Consider the following 16,140-nt stretch of genomic DNA (forward strand, 5'->3'; position numbering starts at 1 on the left):
CAGGCATGGGGGTGCTGAGGGGTTCCTTCCCCGATCCCGTCCCCGTCACACCAGCCCGTCCCCAGCCGCTAGAGCCCGGTCTCCTTCAGCGCCACCTCGATGGTGCGGTGGAAGGTCGGGTAGGCGAAGTGCATGGTGCGCAGCACCGAGACCGGCACCTGTGCGTGCACCGCGGTGCTCAGCAGGCCCAGCACCTCGCCGCCGTACGGCGCCATCGTGGTCGCGCCGACCACCACGCCGGAGCGCCGGTCGGCGACCACCTTGACCAGCCCCCGCGCCTGGTGGATCCACCCGCGGGGGGCGCTGCCGATGTCGGCGGTGCCGACGGCGACGTCGATGCCCTGCTCGCGCGCCTGCGCCTCGGTCAGCCCGACCGCCCCGACCTCGGGGTCGGTGAAGGTCACCCGGCTCACCGCCCGGTAGTCGGCCCACGGCCCGTCGGTGTCGCCGAGCACGTCGCGCACGGCGAGCTCGCCCTGGTAGAGCGAGACGTGGGTCCACGGGCCACGGCCGGTGATGTCGCCGACGGCCCAGAGCCGCTCCCCCGCCCGCATCCGCTCGTCGACCTCGACGTGGTCGGCGCCGGGGTCCAGCCCCACCGTCTCGAGCCCGATGTCGTGGAGGTTCTCCGAGCGTCCGGTGGCGACCAGGAGGCGCTCGACGACGACCTCGTCGCCGTCGACGTCGAGGTGGAACCGCTCGCCGTCGTGGGTGACCCGGGCCAGGTCGGCACCCAGGCGGACGTCGACGCCCTCGTCGCGCAGCACCTCGGCCAGCAGCTCGCCGGCCTCGGGCTCCTCGGCGCCCAGCAGGCGCGGGGCGGCCTCGACGATCGTGACCTGGGTGCCGAAGCGGCGCAGGGCCTGGGCCAGCTCGACCCCGATGGGCCCGCCCCCGACCAGGGCCAGCGAGCGCGGCGCCTCGGAGATCTCGAGCACGTCGCGGTTGGTCCAGTACGGCGTCGCGGCCAGGCCGTCGACCGGCGGCACGGCCGGCTCGGTGCCGGTGTTGAGGACGACCCCGCGGGTCGCGACCAGGCGGGTCAGCCCGCCGGGGGTGTCGACCTCGACGACCCCGGGCCCGGCCAGGCGGCCGTGCCCGCGCACCAGCCGCACGCCGGCCTCCTCGAGGGAGTCGGCGTGGGCGTCGTCGTGCCAGTCGTGGGTCGACTCGCGCACCCGCTGGGCGGCCGGGCCCAGGGACGCCCGCACGTCGACCGTGCCCCCGAGCTCGCCGGCGCGGCGGGCCTCGGCGAGGGTGTCGGCGGCGCGGACGATCAGCTTGGAGGGCGTGCACCCGTGGAAGGGGCACTCGCCGCCCACGAGGCCCGACTCGACCGCGGCGACCCGCAGACCCGCCGCGCCCAGCTTGCGGGCCACGTGCTCGCCGCCGGAGCCGACGCCCAGCACGACGACGTCGACGACCCGGTGCGTCGTGCTCACCGCGACAGGTGCCGGGCGCGGGCGAAGCAGAAGAGCCCGTAGGCGCCGATGCCCAGGGCCAGCGCGCCCAGCAGGAACGGCCCGAACGGCTGCTGCAGCACCTTCTGCAGGGCGACGTCGAGGCCGCCGGACTTGTCGGCCGAGTGCGTCACCGCGGCGTAGAGGAACAGGGCGCCGACGATGCCCACGGCGATGCCCTTGGCGGTGTAGCCGGCCTTGCCGAAGGCGACGTACGCCGTGCCGGAGTCGCCCCTCTTGCCCTCGGCGGTGAGGTTCTTGCGGAAGCCCTCGCTCCACGCGTGGTAGATCTGGAAGATCCCGTAGCCGATGATGCCGGCGCCGACCAGGAAGACCAGCACCTGACCGCCGGGCAGGTCCATCAGGGTCCGGGTGGTGGAGTCGGTGCCTCCGCCGCCCTTGCCGCCACCCTTGCCGCCGCCGCTGCCCGAGCTGGTGGCGACACGGATCGCGCTGATCGCGATCGCGAGGTAGATCAGCGCCTTGCCGGCGCTGAAGACCCGCTTGCCGGTGCGCTTGGCGCCGTCCTCGCTGTCGTGGCCGAAGGCGGCCTCGAGCGCGCGCCACCCGACGAGCAGCAGCATGCCGACGGCCACGAGCCAGACGAGCGCCTTGCCGAACGGCTGCTGGGCCAGCTGGCTCATCGCACCCGTGCTGGTGGTGCTGCCCTCGCGGTCGCCGAAGGCCAGCTGCAGCGCCAACCAGGCGATCAGCAGGTTGACCACGCCGTAGGCGACCATCCCGGCGCGGGCGGCGTGGTCGACCCACCGGTGGTCCTCGGCGGCCTTGCCGAAGTCTGTCGCGGAGCTCATCAGGAAGCCTCTTCCAGGTCGCCGAGGGCGGTCTCGATGGTGCGGTGGAACGTGGGGTAGGCGTAGATCATCGAGCGCAGGGTGGCGACCGGGACCTCGGCGTGCACGGCGACGGCCAGGAAGCCGATCACCTCGCCGCCCGAGGGGCCCATCGCGGTGGCGCCGACGAGCACGCCGCGGTCGGCGTCCTCGACCACCTTGACCAGGCCGCGCCCGCCGGGGCCGTGCAGCCAGCCGCGGGAGGAGGACTCCATCGGCGCGGTGCCGACCCGCACGCGCAGCCCGGCGTCGCGGGCCTGCTGCTCGGTCATCCCGACGCCGGCGACCTCGGGATCGGTGAAGGTGGCGTGCGGCACCGCGTGGTATTGCGCCGGCGCACCCTCCTGCCCGGTGATGTCACGCAGCGCGATCGCGGACTGGTACATCGCCACGTGGGTGAAGGCGCCCTTGCCGGTCACGTCGCCGATGACCCACAGGCGGTCTCCCGCCCGCATCCGCTCGTCGACCTCGACGGTGCGCGCCGCGGGGTCCAGGCCGACCGTCTCCAGACCGATGTCGTCGAGGTTGGGGGTGCGCCCGGCGGCCAGCAGCAGCCGGTCGGCGTGCAGGCTGTCACCGGAGCCGAGCGCGACCTCGAAGCCGCCGTCGGCGTGGCCGACCGAGGTGATCTCGACGCCGGTCATCACCCGCATGCCCTCGCCGACGAAGACCTCCTCGAGCACCTGCGAGGCCTCGGGCTCGTCGGGGCCCAGGATGCGCGGGCCGGCCTCGAGCAGGGTGACCCGCACGCCGAAGCGCTGGAAGACCTGCGCCATCTCGGCGCCGATGGGGCCGCCGCCGATGACGACCAGCGACCCGGGCAGCGAGGTGACCTGCACCGCGTCGCGGTTGGTCCAGTACGGCGTGCCGGCGAGCCCCTCGATCGGCAGCTCGGCCGGGCGGGTGCCGGGGTTGAGCACCACGCCGCGCGCGGCCTCGTAGGCCCGGGTCGAGCCGTCGGGCAGCTCGACGACCACCCGGCCCGGGCCGTCGAGACGCCCGACGCCGTGGTGGAAGGCGACCCCGGCGGCCTCGAGCCGCTCGACGGCGACCTGGTCGTCCCAGCCGCTGGTGGCCTCGGCGGAGATCCGCTCGGCCAGCGGGGCCCACGAGGGGACCACCTGCACCTCGCCGGCGAGCTCGGAGACGCGCCGGGCCTCGGCCAGGCTGTCGGCCGCGCGCAGCATCATCTTCGACGGCACGCAGCCGTAGTAGGGGCACTCGCCGCCGACCAGGTGCTTGTCGACCGCGACGACGCGCAGGCCCGCCTCGGCGGCGCCGGTGGCCAGGGGCTCGGCCCCGGGGCCGAGCCCGACGACCACGAGGTCGACCTGGGTGCTGTCGGGTGTCGGTTCGCTCATCCGGACAGCATGCCCGCTCCCGACGACACCCAGGTCACCCGCCCGGAGGGATGAAGACCTCAGCCGCCGAGGATGCTCGTCTTGTTGCGCTGGATGGTGCCGAGCACCCCGTTGACGAACTGCGGCGACTCGTCGGTCGACAGCTCGCGCACCAGCGCCATCGCCTCCGAGACCGCGACGCCGTCGGGGACGTCGTCGACGTGCAGCAGCTCGAAGACGCCCAGGCGCAGCACGTTGCGGTCGACCGCGGGCATCCTCGAGAGGGTCCAGCCCTCGGAGTACGACGACAGCAGCTCGTCGATCTGCGACTGGTGCTCGGCGACGCCGCGCACCAGGGTGACGGTGTACTCGGTGGTGGGGCGCTCGCCCTCGGCGAGGACGCGCTCGAGCGCCTCGAGCGGGGTCTCGTCGCGCAGCTCGCACGAGAAGAGCACGTCGAGGGCGCGCTTGCGGGCCTTGGTGCGTGCCGACATCAGGCGGTCACGACTTGACGCGGCCCAGGTACGAGGAGTCGCGGGTGTCGACCTTGACCTTCTCGTTCTGGTTGATGAAGAGCGGGACCTGGATCTCGTGCCCGGTCTCGAGGGTGGCCGGCTTGGTGCGACCGGTCGCCGAGTCGCCGGCCAGGCCGGGCTCGGTGAAGGTGATCTCGAGCTCCACCGAGGGCGGGAGCTCGATGAAGAGCACCCGGCCCTCGTGGGTGGCCACGATCGCCTCGTTGTTCTCGAGCAGGAAGTTCGCGGCGTCGCCGACGATCTCCGGCGCGATCTCGAGCTGGTCGTAGGTGCTGATGTCCATGAACACGTAGGACGTGCCGTCGTTGTAGAGGTACTGCATGGTGCGGCGGTCGACCGTGGCGGTCTCGACCTTGGTGCCGGCGTTGAAGGTCTTGTCGACGGTCTTGTTGGACTCGACGTTCTTCAGCTTGGTCCGCACGAAGGCGGGGCCCTTGCCCGGCTTGACGTGCTGGAACTCCACGACGGACCACAGCCCGTTGTCGATGGAGAGAACCATGCCGTTCTTCAGGTCGTTGGTCGATGCCATGCGCGTACGTCAGCCTTTTCGTCGAGGGTCGTAGGAGGGGCGGGACAACAGCGCGCGAGTCTACGTGGCTGCGCGGGTCGCGAGCACGTCGAGGGCCATCCGGTAGCCCTCCACCCCGTGGCCGGCGACGACCTCGACGGCGTGGGCCGTCACCACGGAGTGGTGCCGGAACTCCTCGGGGCGGGTGCGCGGGTCGGAGAGGTGCACCTCGACGAGCGGCGCCACCAGCTGCGCGCAGGCGTCGTGGACGGCGTACGAGTAGTGGGTCCAGGCGGCGGCGTTGAGCACGACGGGCGTCTCGTCGTCGGCGGCGGTGTTGAGCCAGTCGACCATGACGCCCTCGTGGTTGGTCTGGCGCACCTCGACCTGCATGCCCCGCTCGGCTCCCCAGGCCACGCAGCGCTCGACGAGCTCGGCGTGGGTGGTGGTGCCGTAGATCTCGGGCTGGCGGCGGCCCAGCCGCCCGAGGTTGGGCCCGTTGAGCACCAGGACCTTCACGGGCGCGCTCCCGCCATCGTCTCGTAGGCGCCGCGCAGGTGCTCCTCGTCGGGCCCGGCGAGCACGACGGGTCGCCCGACCTCCTCGAGCACCACGAAGCGCAGCTGGTCGCCGCGCGACTTCTTGTCGACCGCCATCGCGGCGCGCAGCGTGTCGTAGTCGGCACCGGCGTAGGAGACCGGCAGCCCGACCCGGGCGAAGGCGCTGCGGTGCCGGTCGGCGGTGGCGTCGTCGAGGCGACCGGCGCGGCGGGCCAGCTCGGCCACGAAGACGCAGCCGATGGCCACGGCCTCGCCGTGGCGCATCGTGTAGCCCTCGGCCCGCTCGATCGCGTGGCCCATCGTGTGGCCGTAGTTGAGGGCCTCGCGACCGGGGTGCCCGCCGGCGCCGCCGGTCTCGCGCAGGTCGGCGACCACGACGTCGACCTTGACCCGCACCGAGCGCTCGACGAGCTCGCGCAGCACCGGGGAGCCGGCGGTCAGCGCGTCGGGGTCGGTGCCCTCGACGAGCTCGAGGATGCGCGGGTCGGCGATGAAGCCGCACTTGACGACCTCGCCGAGGCCGGCCACCAGGTCGGCGCGCGGCAGGGTCGCGAGCAGGGACAGGTCGCAGAGCACCCCGGCGGGCTCGTGGAAGGAGCCGACGAGGTTCTTGCCGGCCGCGGTGTTGACGCCGGTCTTGCCGCCCACCGCCGCGTCGACCATCGCCAGCAGCGTGGTCGGCACGTGCACGACGCGGACCCCGCGCAGCCAGGTGGCGGCCACGAAGCCGCCCAGGTCGGTGGTGGCGCCGCCGCCGAAGGTCACCACGGCGTCGGAGCGGGTGAAGCCGGCCGCCCCGAGCTGCTCCCAGCACCCGGCGGCGCTCGCCGCGGTCTTGGCGGCCTCGCCGTCGGGCACCACGAGCTCGGTGACGCGGTAGGTGCCGCGCAGCGCCTCGAGCACCGGGGCCGCGAGCGCGCGCAGGGTCTCGGGCAGCACCACCGCGACCTGGCGGGGCTGCTCGCCGAGCAGCCCGACGAGCCGGTCGGCGACGCCGTGCCCGACCACCACGTCGTACGGCGCCGCGCCGCCGACGTGCAGCGTGGTGGGCGGGGCGGCGGGGCTGCTCACCGGGCCGCTCCCTCGAGCAGCGCGACGACCTCGTCGGCGACCTCCTCGGGGCTGCGGGCGTCGGTGGTCACGGTGTGCGTGGCGACGGCCTCGTAGACGGGGGTGCGCTCGTCGAGCAGGGCCTTGATGCGGGCCCGCACGTTGCCGAGCAGCAGCGGCCGGCCCACGCCCAGGCCGACGCGCTTGACGGCGTCGCTGAGGCCGACGCGCAGGAAGACCACGGTCTGGCCGGCGAGCTGCTCGCGGGTGGCGGGGTCGAGCACCGCTCCCCCACCGAGAGCCAGCACGCCGTCGTGCTCGGCCAGCGCGGTGGCGACGGCCTTGCGCTCGAGCTCGCGGAAGGCCGCCTCGCCGTCGTCGACGAAGATCTCGGAGATCTCGCGGCCGGCGCTCGCCTCGACGTCGTGGTCGGTGTCGCGCACGGCCACGCCCCAGCGCTGGGCCAGCAGCCCGGCCACGGTGGTCTTGCCGGCGCCCATCGGGCCCACGAGGACCACGCGGGGAGCGCTCACCGGTACCTCAGCGCCTGCAGGTAGCACTCGACGTTGCGCCGGGTCTCGCCCACGGAGTCGCCGCCGAACTTCTCCAGCAGCGCGTCGGCCACGACCAGGGCCACCATCGCCTCGGCGACGATGCCGGCGGCCGGCACCGCGCAGACGTCGGAGCGCTGGTGGTGGGCCACGGCCTCCTCGCCGGTGGCGACGTCGATGGTGCGCAGGGCGCGGGGCACGGTCGCGATCGGCTTCATGGCCGCGCGCACGCGCAGCGCCTCGCCGGTGGTCATCCCGCCCTCGGTGCCGCCGGCGCGCCCGCTGGTGCGCCGGATGCCGTCGGGGCCGGGCACGATCTCGTCGTGGGCCAGCGACCCGGGGGTCGCGGCCAGCGCGAACCCGTCGCCGACCTCGACGCCCTTGATCGCCTGGATGCCCATCAGGGCGCCCGCGAGCCGCGAGTCGAGGCGACGGTCCCAGTGCACGTGCGAGCCCAGGCCGGGCGGCAGCCCGTGCACCACGACCTCGACGACGCCGCCGAGGGTGTCGCCGTCCTTGTGGGCGGCGTCGATGCGCTCGACCATCGCCTGGGAGGTGCCGGGGTCGAGGCAGCGCACGGGGTCGTCGTCGAGCGCGGTGACGGTGGCGGCCGAGGCGTCGACGGGCCAGGAGCCGTCGGGGGCGCGCACGCCGCCGAGCTCGACGACGTGGGAGACCACGCCGGCACCGCAGGCCTGCTCGAGGAAGTTGGTGGCCACGCGGCCCAGGGCCACGCGGGCCGCGGTCTCGCGCGCCGAGGCCCGCTCGAGCACCGGGCGGGCCTCGTCGAAGTCGTACTTCTGCATGCCGGCCAGGTCGGCGTGGCCCGGGCGGGGCCGGGTCAGCGCGGCGTTGCGCGCCAGCGCGTCGAGCTCGGCCTGGTCGACCGGGTCGGCCGACATCACCTTCTCCCACTTGGGCCACTCGGTGTTGCCGACCATGATCGCGACCGGCCCGCCCTGGGTGCGCCCGTGGCGCACGCCGCCGGTGAAGGTGACCTCGTCCTGCTCGAACTTCATCCGGGCCCCGCGGCCGTAGCCGAGGCGGCGCCGGGCCAGCGACTCGGCGACGTCGTCGGAGGTGACCTGGACATGGGCGGGGAGCCCCTCCAGGATCGCGACAAGAGAGGGGCCGTGGGACTCGCCCGCGGTGAGCCAACGCAGCATGTGGCCCAGTCTTTCACGCCAGCAGGAGGGGTCCTCCCAGCAGTCCAAGCAGGGCGCCCACGATCATCGCCGGGCCGAACGGCTTGGCCTGGCGCAGCCTCGACCGGTCACGCCGCACCACCGCCACCACCAGCGCCGGCAGGGCCAGCACCAGGAAGCCCGCGTAGGCGCCGACCAGCGTCTCGGCCACGCCGGCGCGGCCGAGCACGAGACCGACGAGCGCGGCCAGGCGCACGTCGCCGAAGCCCATGCCGGCCGAGTGCACGAACCACAGCACCCAGAAGAAGGAGCGCAGCGCCAGCATCGCGACGCCCGCGCGCAGCACGTCGGTGTGCTCACCGGTCACCGCCCACTCCCCCAGCGCCAGCAGCACCAGGGCACCCGTCGCCGGCAGCACGACCCGCTTGGGCAGCAGCCGGGTGCGGGCGTCGACGTGGGCCAGCAGCGCGCACACCGGGGCGGCCACGGTGACGTAGGCCAGCAGCCACCCGGTGCCCAGCAGTGCCGCGACCAGGGCGACCACCGCGCCCGACACGACGGCGAGCCCGGCCGCGAGGGGCAGCCCGAGGGACCGGGTGGCCGCGACGTCGGCGTACGACGGTGGGTCGGGCTCGTCGGCCGGGTGGTCGCCGGGCGGCGGGTCGGGCAGCCGGCGCAGGACGGCCGGCCCCAGGGCGCCTCCGGCGGCCGCGAGCGCGACCGCCGCCAGGGCGACCAGCGGCTCCACCTCAGCCCCGCGCTCGGGCGCGCAGCGCGCGCTCGCCGGCCTCGCGCATCACGGCGAGCAGGGTGCTGCGGTCGACGGAGGAGGCGGCGCCGAGGAAGAGCCCGACCTGCAGCGCGGCCTGGTGGACGAGCAGGTCGAGGCCCCCGACGAGCACGGCCCCGCGCCCGCCGGCAGCGCTGGCCAGCGGGGTGGGCCAGGGGTCGTAGAGCACCTCGAAGAACACCGGCGCCTCGAGCAGCGCGAGCAGGTCGGGCCCCTGCGCGCTCGCGGGCACGGTGGAGACCACCACGTCGGCGCGCACCGGCTGCGTGGGCAGCGCCAGCGCCTCGACCCGGGGTGCCGAGGGGTGCGCGCGGACCGCGTCGACGGTCTGCGCCGCGCGCTGCGGCGAGCGGGCCAGCACCCGCACCCGGGTGGCGCCCTCCTCGACCAGCGCCAGGGCGGTCGACGCGGCGGTGGCCCCGCCGCCGAGCACCACCACGTCGTCGACGGCCCCGGCCCAGCGCTCGCGCACCGCGGCGGCCGCACCGGGGAGGTCGGTGTTGTCCGCCAGCCCTCCGGCGACGACGTCGTCGCCGAGCACGAGCGTGTTGGCGGCTCCCACCAGGCGGGCCCGGTCGGTGACCTCGCCGGCGAGGTCGAGCAGCTCGCGCTTGAGCGGCATGGTCAGCGACAGCCCGCGCCACGAGGGGTCGAGGCCGCGCAGGAAGTCGGCGAGGGTCCCGCCCGGCACCCGCACCGCCTCGTAGGTCCAGCCCTCCAGCCCCAGTGCGTCGTACGCCGCGCGGTGCAGCACCGGCGACAGGGAGTGGTCGACGGGGTCGCCGAGCACGGCGCAGCGCACAGGAGCCACCGTCGTGCTCAGCAGCGGTCCGACTGGGTGTCGCAGTACTCGTCGAGCTCGCGGCGGAAGCCGAGGAACTCGTCGTAGGACTCGGTGAACTTCGTCTCGCCGGTCTCGAGGTTCACCGTCACGTAGAACAGCCAGGGCCCGTCGGCCGGGGCGGCGGCCGCCGCGATGGCCGCGTCGCCGGGCGCCTCGATCGGGCCGGGCGGCAGCCCCTGCTGGGTGTAGGTGTTGTACGGCGAGTCGGCCACGGAGTCGATCTCGTCGAGCGTGAGCCGGGCGATGGGCGACTTGTCGAGGGCGTAGTTGACGGCCGCGTCGATCTGCAGCAGCCCGTTGGTGACCCCGTTCTCGGGGTTCTCCAGCCGGTTGTAGATCACCCGGGCGACCTTGGGCATGTCGTCGCCGCGGCCCTCGGCCTCGACCAGGCTGGCCACGGTCATCAGCTCGTGGGGGGTGTAGCCGAGCTCCTCGGCGGCGCCCTCGAGGTCGGCCTCCTCGGCGGCCTGCTCCCAGCGGTCGACCATCGCGCCGAGCATGTCCTTGGGCTTGTCCTTCGGGCCGAAGGCGTAGGTGGAGGGGAACAGGTAGCCCTCGGGGTTGCCGTCGGCGTAGTCGGGCAGCCCGATCTTCTGGGGCTGGTCGAGCACGTTGCGGAAGCGGCCGGCACCGAAGTCGGTGCCCTTGGCCAGCACGTCGACCACCTGGTCGACGTTGAGGCCCTCCGGGACCGTGACCGAGCTGGTCAGCAGGTTGGCGGGATCGACCAGCACGTCGATCGCGTCGGCCGAGGCCATCTCCTTCTGCAGCTCGTAGAAGCCGACCTGGATGCCGGCCGACTCGCTGTCGGCCTGGGCGGCGGAGATGCAGGAGTCGACCGAGGCCACGACGTCCTCGTCCTTGAGGCCGCGGCAGATCGCGGCGGCGCTGTCGCCGCTGCTGACCTCGAAGAGCACCCGCCCGCGCCCGGGACCGTCGTAGTCGGGCGCGGAGGAGAAGCGGTCGGAGACGAAGTCGGTGACCTTGGTGCCGGCGAACCACAGCCCGCCGCCGATGAGCGCGAGCGCGACGAGCACCGCCAGGCAGCCGGGGAGCCGGCTGCGCTTGCGGCGCCGGGAGCCGCCCGCGACGTACTCGGGTTCGGCGGGCAGCACCGTGGCTGCGTCGACCGTCTCCCCGTCGGGCTGGTGCTCGCTCATGCCTGCTCCTCGACGATCTCGCCCGGAGCGGTGCCCGTGGCGCGTTCGGTGTCCAGTGCGTGCTGGAGGATGAACACGGCCGCTGCCTGGTCCACCACCGCACGCCGGTTGCTGCCCTTGCGTCCTCGGTCGCGCAGCATAGCCTCCGCCGAGACGGTGGTGAGGCGCTCGTCGACCAGCCGCACCGGCACCGGGGCGACCCGGCGCGCCAGCGCGACCGCGAACTCACGGACCTTCACCGCCGCCGGACCCTCGCCGCCCTTCAGCGAGCGGGGCAGCCCGACGACCACCTCGACGACCTCGGAGTCCTCCGAGACCTCCTTGAGGATGGCGCCCAGGCGTCGCAGGTCGCCGCCACCGCGGCGCACCGTCTCGACCGGCGTGGCCAGGAACCCCGTGGGGTCGCTGCGGGCCACCCCGATCCGGGCGTCGCCCGGGTCGATGCCCAGGCGGGTGCCGTGGCGCACCCGGCTCAGGCCCCGGCCGCGCGCGCGACCTCGGCCTCGACCGCGGCGAGCGCCTCGTCGAGGCGGGTGGTGTCGGTGCCGCCGCCCTGGGCCACGTCGGCCTTGCCGCCGCCCTTGCCGCCGACGAGCGGACCGACCGCGCGCACCAGGTCGTTGGCGCTGAGCCCGCGGGCACGCGCCGCGTCGTTGGTGGCCGCGACCACCGACACCTTGGCGTCGAGGACGCCGAGCACGACCACCACACCGGGTCGGTCCTGTGGCAGCCGGCCGCGCACGTCGGTGGCCAGGGTGCGCACGTCGCCGCCGCCCGCGCCGTCGACCCGGTGGGCCACGACGGCGACGCCCTGCACGTCGCTCGCGCCGGCGGCCAGTGCCGCGCCGCCGGAGAGCAGCTGGGACAGGCGGGCCTTCTCGACCTCCTTCTCGGCCGAGCGCAGCCGCTCGACGAGGTCGGAGACCCGCGGGACGAGGTCGTCGGGCTGCGTCTTGAGCAGGCCGGTGAGCTGGGCGACCACGTCGCGCTCGCGGGCCAGGTAGGCGAAGCCCTCGACGCCGGTGAAGGCCTCGATGCGCCGGTTGCCCGAGCCCACCGACGACTCGCCGGTCACCACCACGGTGCCGATCTGGGAGGAGTGCTCGACGTGGGTGCCGCCGCACAGCTCGCGCGACCACGGGCCGCCGATCTCGACCACGCGCACCTGGGTGTCGTCGTAGGTCTCGCCGAAGAGCGCGATCGCGCCCCACTCCTTGGCCTGCTCGAGCGTCATGTACTGCCATCCGACGGGCAGGTCGGCGCGCAGCGCCTGGTTGGAGACCTGCTCGATGTCGCGCACCTGCTCGGGGCTCAGCGAGCTGGTCCAGCCGAAGTCGAGGCGCAGGTAGCCGGGACGGTTGTAGGAGCCCGACTGCAGGGCCGAGGGGCCGAGCACCTCGCGCAGCGCGGCGTGCACCACGTGGGTGCCCGAGTGGGCCTGGCGCGCGCCGGTGCGCCACTCGGGGTCGACCTGGGCGGCGAGCAGGGCGTCCTGCACGAGCTCGCCCTCGAGCACGCGCACCTGGTGGACCACCAGCCCGCGCACCGGGCGCTGCACGTCGAGCACCTCGAGCCGGGTGCCGTCACCGACCAGGACGCCCGCGTCGGCGGCCTGGCCGCCGGACTCGGCGTAGAACGGGGTGCGGTCGAGCACGACCTCGCCGACCTCGCCGGCGCCCAGCGCGGGCACGCCGGCACCGCCCGAGAGGACCGCGAGCACCCGCGACTCGGTCTGCAGCGTCTCGTAGGCCAGCCAGTCGGTCGGGCCGTGGGCGTCGAGGATGCCGCGGTAGACCCCGGTGTCGGCGTGCTGGCCCTTCTTGGCCTTGGCGTCGGCCTTGGCGCGCTCGCGCTGCTCGGCCATCAGCCCGCGGAAGCCCTGCTCGTCGACGCCGAGACCGGCCTCCGAGGCCATCTCGAGGGTCAGGTCGATCGGGAAGCCGTAGGTGTCGTGCAGGGTGAACGCCTGGGCGCCGGAGAGCTGGGCCCGGCCGGTGCTGCGGACCTCGTCGGCGGCGCGGTCGAAGAGCTGGGTGCCGGCGAGCAGCGTCTTGGCGAACGCGTCCTCCTCGGCGTAGGCGACCCGGCTGATCCGGTCGAAGCCGGTCTCGACCTCGGGGTAGGACAGCTTCATCCGGTCGCGGCTGACCGGCAGCAGCTCGCGCAGCGCCGGGCCGTCGTACCCGAGCAGGCGCATGGAGCGGATGGCCCGGCGCAGCAGGCGACGCAGCACGTAGCCGCGGGCCTCGTTGCCGGGGGTGACGCCGTCGCTGATCAGCATCAGCGCGCTGCGCACGTGGTCGGCCACGACGCGGAAGCGCACGTCGTCAGCCGGGTCGGCGCCGTACTTCCTGCCGCTCAGCTCGGCCGCGCGCTCGATGACCGGGAAGACCTCGTCGATCTCGTAGAGGTTCTCCTTGCCCTGCAGCAGGTAGGCCACCCGCTCCAGGCCCATGCCGGTGTCGATGTTCTTGGCCGGCAGCGGGCCCTCGACGTCGAAGTCGGCCTTCGAGCGCACCTGGCTCAGCGACTCCTGCATGAACACGAGGTTCCAGATTTCCAGGAACCGGTCCTCGTCGGCGTTCGGGCCGCCGTCGGGGCCGTAGGCCGGCCCGCGGTCGACGTAGATCTCCGAGCAGGGACCGCCGGGGCCCGGCACGCCCATGTTCCAGTAGTTGTCCTCGAGGCCGCGCTCCTGGATGCGCTCGAAGGGCAGGCCCGCGACCTCGTGCCACAGCTGCTTGGCCTCGTCGTCGCTGGGCAGCACCGTGACCCAGATCTTCTCGGGGTCGAAGCCGAAGCCGCCGTCGTCGACGGAGCCGGTGACCAGGCTCCAGGCGAAGCGGATCGCCCCCTCCTTGAAGTAGTCGCCGAAGGAGAAGTTGCCGCACATCTGGAAGAAGGTGCCGTGACGCGTGGTCTTGCCGACCTCCTCGATGTCGAGGGTGCGCACGCACTTCTGCACGCTGGTGGCCCGGTCCCACTTGGGGGTCTCCTGGCCCAGGAAGTAGGGCTTGAAGGGCACCATGCCGGCGTTGACGAACAGCAGGTTGGGGTCGTCGAGCAGCAGCGAGGCCGACGGCACGACCGTGTGCCCGTGACGCTCGAAGTGCGCCACGAACCTGCGCCGGATCTCCGCGGTCTCCATCAGCTGCTGCCTTCCTGTCCTGCTGTCGGTGGGGGTGTGTCGGGGTGGTCGGTGGGGGCCGCCTGGATCTGTCGGGGGCCGGCGGCGGCGAGCCGCTCGCGCAGCTCGTCCTGGACCTCGGCCCGGCCCTGGGCGACCTCGTCGCGGAAGAGGCGGGCACCGAGGGCCAGGGCGCCGACCCGGTCGCGCAGACCGTCGGCGGTGAGCGCCTCGGCCGCGCGGCGACCACGCACCATCGCGTAGACCCCGGCGCCGGCTCCGGCCACGAACCAGAGCCCGCGGCTCATGCGGCGGGCTCCGCCTGGTCGGCGCGGCCCCGGGCCTGCCACTCGCGACGCGCGGCGCGCAGGTCGGCGCGGCGCTGCTTGCGCGCCCGCTTGACCTCGCGACGCATCTCGAAGCGGATGCGGTGGCGGGTCTCCGGCGCCAGGGCGCGACGCAGCCCGTGGGCCAGCGACGCGGCCTGCACGGCGCTCTCGCGCAGCACCAGGTCGGCGAAGAGCGGGGCCGGCACGGTCGGCGCGTCCTGCGCGTCCTGCCCGTCCTCCGCGGCGCTGGGTGCCTCGGGCTCCTCGCCCACGTGCGTGATGACGTACTCGTGGGCGTCGAGCGACTCGCGCCGCTGCTGACGGGCCAGCCGGTGCTCGACGTCCTCGACCCGCGCCACCAGCTCCTCGGCGCTGCGGCGCACCGCGTCGAGATCGGCCGCGGCCCTGCGTCGGGCGCGCCCCACGGCCACCAGCGCGGCGGCGGCGAGCAGCCCGAGCAGGAGCACGGCGACGGTGGTCGCGACGAGTGCCCACACGGGCACGCTCCACTGCTCGGTCATGGTGCCCGACCCTACCGTCCGCGGATGATGCGACGAACTCGCTCCCACCGCTCCTTGATCGCCGCCTCGGCACCGATCTCCTTGGGCCGGTAGTACGTCGCGTCGGCGACCACGTCGGGGGCGTACTGCTGCTCGGCCACCCCGTAGGGCTCGTCGTGGCTGTAGGTGTAGCTGCGGCCGTGGCCCAGGTCCTTGGCGCCCGCGTAGTGGGCGTCGCGCAGGTGGGCCGGCACCGGCCCGACCTTGCCCGCACGCACGTCGCCGGACGCCTCGGCCAGCGCGGTCGTGACGGCGTTGGACTTGGGCGCCACGGCCAGCGCGATGGTGGCGTGGGCCAGGTTGAACTTCGCCTCGGGCATCCCGATCAGCTGGACGGCCTGGGCGGCGGCCACCGCGGTGGTCAGCGCCGACGGGTCGGCCAGCCCGATGTCCTCGCTGGCCAGGACCACCAGGCGGCGCGCGATGAAGCGCGGGTCCTCGCCGGCCTCCATCATCCGGGTCAGGTAGTGCATGGCGGCGTCGGCGTCGGAGCCGCGCACCGACTTGATGAAGGCGCTGGTGACGTCGTAGTGCTGGTCGCCCTGGCGGTCGTAGCGCACCGCTGCCTGGTCGACGGCCGTCTCCGCGGTGGGCAGGTCGATCGCGGTGGCACCGCGGGCCCGTGCCGCGCCGGCCGCGGCCTCGAGATAGGTCAGGCTGCGCCGGGCGTCGCCGCCGGCCAGGCGCACCAGGTGCTCGGCGGCGTCCTCGTCCAGGGTGTACTCCCCCGCGAGCCCGCGCTCGTCGACCAGCGCCTGGTCGATGACCGCGCGCACGTCGTCGTCGCTCAGCGACTCCAGGCGCAGCAGCAGGCTGCGCGACAGCAGCGGGGAGATGACCGAGAAGAACGGGTTCTCGGTGGTGGCGGCCACCAGCGTGACCCACCGGTTCTCGACGCCGGGCAGCAGCGCGTCCTGCTGGGCCTTGCTGAAGCGGTGCACCTCGTCGACGAAGAGCACGGTCTCGTTGCCCGTCGCGACCAGCTCAGCCCGCGCGCTGTCGATGGCAGCCCGGACCTCCTTGACGCCCGCCGAGACCGCCGAGACCTCGACGAAGCGGCGGTCGGTCTGCTGGCTCAGGATCGAGGCGATCGTGGTCTTGCCGGTGCCCGGCGGCCCCCACAGCAGGAGCGACAGCGAGCGCTGGTCCTCGATCAGCTGGTGCAGCGGCGAACCCGGCTCGCGCAGCTGCGACTGGCCCACCAGCTCCTCGAGGGTGCGCGGGCGCATCCGCACCGCCAGCGGCGCCGAGGCGTGCGAGCTGGCGGCCAGGGAGCCCCCGCCGGTCCTGCCGGACCCGGGCGTCGGGGCGTCGAACAGTGCGTCCACC

Annotated in this window: 17 protein-coding genes; all 17 read right to left on the reverse strand. The window is 74.3% G+C overall.

Annotation, left to right across the window (positions count from 1 at the left end):
- Nucleotides 1–68 precede the first annotated feature (68 nt).
- Genes JOE61_RS01485 through JOE61_RS01565 form a run of 17 tightly spaced genes read right to left on the reverse strand, consistent with a single transcriptional unit; the run spans nucleotide 69 to nucleotide 16,139 of the window.
- Nucleotides 69–1,442, reverse strand: coding sequence for a dihydrolipoyl dehydrogenase family protein (locus JOE61_RS01485; RefSeq protein ID WP_193669373.1), 1,374 nt, complete (start codon nucleotides 1,440–1,442; stop codon nucleotides 69–71).
- The gene (locus JOE61_RS01490; protein ID WP_193669372.1) at nucleotides 1,439–2,272 is read right to left on the reverse strand and encodes a DUF1206 domain-containing protein; all 834 of its coding nucleotides are present in this window, start codon (nucleotides 2,270–2,272) and stop codon (nucleotides 1,439–1,441) included. The genes JOE61_RS01485 and JOE61_RS01490 overlap by 4 nt, the downstream gene beginning before the upstream one ends.
- A complete protein-coding gene (locus JOE61_RS01495; RefSeq protein WP_193669371.1) occupies nucleotides 2,272–3,672 on the reverse strand; it encodes a dihydrolipoyl dehydrogenase family protein in 1,401 nt (466 codons plus the stop codon). The genes JOE61_RS01490 and JOE61_RS01495 overlap by 1 nt, the downstream gene beginning before the upstream one ends.
- A gap of 59 nt (nucleotides 3,673–3,731) precedes the next feature.
- The gene (nusB, locus tag JOE61_RS01500; RefSeq protein WP_193669370.1) at nucleotides 3,732–4,145 is read right to left on the reverse strand and encodes a transcription antitermination factor NusB; all 414 of its coding nucleotides are present in this window, start codon (nucleotides 4,143–4,145) and stop codon (nucleotides 3,732–3,734) included.
- 7 nt (nucleotides 4,146–4,152) lie between these two features.
- Nucleotides 4,153–4,716: an elongation factor P gene (gene efp, locus JOE61_RS01505; RefSeq protein ID WP_193669369.1), complete on the reverse strand. Its 564-nt coding sequence runs from the start codon at nucleotides 4,714–4,716 to the stop codon at nucleotides 4,153–4,155.
- A gap of 60 nt (nucleotides 4,717–4,776) precedes the next feature.
- Nucleotides 4,777–5,214 carry a type II 3-dehydroquinate dehydratase gene (locus tag JOE61_RS01510; protein WP_193669368.1) on the reverse strand — a complete coding sequence of 146 codons (438 nt, stop codon included), beginning with the start codon at nucleotides 5,212–5,214 and terminating at the stop codon, nucleotides 4,777–4,779.
- Complete coding sequence (gene aroB / locus JOE61_RS01515; RefSeq protein WP_204797119.1) at nucleotides 5,211–6,326, reverse strand: 3-dehydroquinate synthase; 1,116 nt, start codon at nucleotides 6,324–6,326, stop codon at nucleotides 5,211–5,213. The genes JOE61_RS01510 and aroB overlap by 4 nt, the downstream gene beginning before the upstream one ends.
- Nucleotides 6,323–6,805, reverse strand: coding sequence for a shikimate kinase (locus JOE61_RS01520; RefSeq protein WP_204797344.1), 483 nt, complete (start codon nucleotides 6,803–6,805; stop codon nucleotides 6,323–6,325). Before JOE61_RS01520 ends, aroB begins: the two co-directional genes overlap by 4 nt.
- A gap of 29 nt (nucleotides 6,806–6,834) precedes the next feature.
- Nucleotides 6,835–8,022, reverse strand: coding sequence for a chorismate synthase (gene aroC, locus JOE61_RS01525; protein ID WP_193669367.1), 1,188 nt, complete (start codon nucleotides 8,020–8,022; stop codon nucleotides 6,835–6,837).
- A gap of 13 nt (nucleotides 8,023–8,035) precedes the next feature.
- Entirely contained in the window at nucleotides 8,036–8,749 is a 714-nt protein-coding gene (locus JOE61_RS01530) for a prepilin peptidase (protein ID WP_193669366.1), read from the reverse strand.
- A 1-nt stretch (nucleotide 8,750) separates the two neighbouring features.
- Nucleotides 8,751–9,602 carry a shikimate dehydrogenase gene (locus tag JOE61_RS01535; protein WP_307822749.1) on the reverse strand — a complete coding sequence of 284 codons (852 nt, stop codon included), beginning with the start codon at nucleotides 9,600–9,602 and terminating at the stop codon, nucleotides 8,751–8,753.
- An 8-nt stretch (nucleotides 9,603–9,610) separates the two neighbouring features.
- Entirely contained in the window at nucleotides 9,611–10,795 is a 1,185-nt protein-coding gene (gene mltG / locus JOE61_RS01540) for an endolytic transglycosylase MltG (protein ID WP_193669365.1), read from the reverse strand.
- Nucleotides 10,792–11,262: a Holliday junction resolvase RuvX gene (gene ruvX / locus JOE61_RS01545; RefSeq protein WP_193669364.1), complete on the reverse strand. Its 471-nt coding sequence runs from the start codon at nucleotides 11,260–11,262 to the stop codon at nucleotides 10,792–10,794. Before ruvX ends, mltG begins: the two co-directional genes overlap by 4 nt.
- Before the next feature lie 5 nt (nucleotides 11,263–11,267).
- Nucleotides 11,268–13,943, reverse strand: coding sequence for an alanine--tRNA ligase (alaS, locus tag JOE61_RS01550; protein WP_193669363.1), 2,676 nt, complete (start codon nucleotides 13,941–13,943; stop codon nucleotides 11,268–11,270).
- Nucleotides 13,943–14,230, reverse strand: coding sequence for a DUF6167 family protein (locus JOE61_RS01555; RefSeq protein WP_227491815.1), 288 nt, complete (start codon nucleotides 14,228–14,230; stop codon nucleotides 13,943–13,945). The genes alaS and JOE61_RS01555 overlap by 1 nt, the downstream gene beginning before the upstream one ends.
- Nucleotides 14,227–14,772, reverse strand: coding sequence for a hypothetical protein (locus tag JOE61_RS01560; protein ID WP_193669362.1), 546 nt, complete (start codon nucleotides 14,770–14,772; stop codon nucleotides 14,227–14,229). Before JOE61_RS01560 ends, JOE61_RS01555 begins: the two co-directional genes overlap by 4 nt.
- 11 nt (nucleotides 14,773–14,783) lie before the next feature.
- Entirely contained in the window at nucleotides 14,784–16,139 is a 1,356-nt protein-coding gene (locus JOE61_RS01565) for a replication-associated recombination protein A (RefSeq protein WP_307822750.1), read from the reverse strand.
- Nucleotide 16,140: the final 1 nt, after the last annotated feature.

Source organism: Nocardioides salarius (assembly GCF_016907435.1).
Classification (GTDB): domain Bacteria; phylum Actinomycetota; class Actinomycetes; order Propionibacteriales; family Nocardioidaceae; genus Nocardioides; species Nocardioides salarius.

What these genes read in the sequence shown, in the direction of transcription:
- mltG (WP_193669365.1), bottom strand. Translation starts at nt 10,795, where the DNA reads ATGAGCGAGCACCAGCCCGACGGGGAGACGGTCGACGCAGCCACGGTG.
- nusB (WP_193669370.1), bottom strand. Translation starts at nt 4,145, where the DNA reads ATGTCGGCACGCACCAAGGCCCGCAAGCGCGCCCTCGACGTGCTCTTC.
- JOE61_RS01555 (WP_227491815.1), bottom strand. Translation starts at nt 14,230, where the DNA reads ATGAGCCGCGGGCTCTGGTTCGTGGCCGGAGCCGGCGCCGGGGTCTAC.
- JOE61_RS01495 (WP_193669371.1), bottom strand. Translation starts at nt 3,672, where the DNA reads ATGAGCGAACCGACACCCGACAGCACCCAGGTCGACCTCGTGGTCGTC.
- JOE61_RS01560 (WP_193669362.1), bottom strand. Translation starts at nt 14,772, where the DNA reads ATGACCGAGCAGTGGAGCGTGCCCGTGTGGGCACTCGTCGCGACCACC.
- alaS (WP_193669363.1), bottom strand. Translation starts at nt 13,943, where the DNA reads ATGGAGACCGCGGAGATCCGGCGCAGGTTCGTGGCGCACTTCGAGCGT.
- efp (WP_193669369.1), bottom strand. Translation starts at nt 4,716, where the DNA reads ATGGCATCGACCAACGACCTGAAGAACGGCATGGTTCTCTCCATCGAC.
- JOE61_RS01490 (WP_193669372.1), bottom strand. Translation starts at nt 2,272, where the DNA reads ATGAGCTCCGCGACAGACTTCGGCAAGGCCGCCGAGGACCACCGGTGG.
- JOE61_RS01520 (WP_204797344.1), bottom strand. Translation starts at nt 6,805, where the DNA reads ATGGGCGCCGGCAAGACCACCGTGGCCGGGCTGCTGGCCCAGCGCTGG.
- aroC (WP_193669367.1), bottom strand. Translation starts at nt 8,022, where the DNA reads ATGCTGCGTTGGCTCACCGCGGGCGAGTCCCACGGCCCCTCTCTTGTC.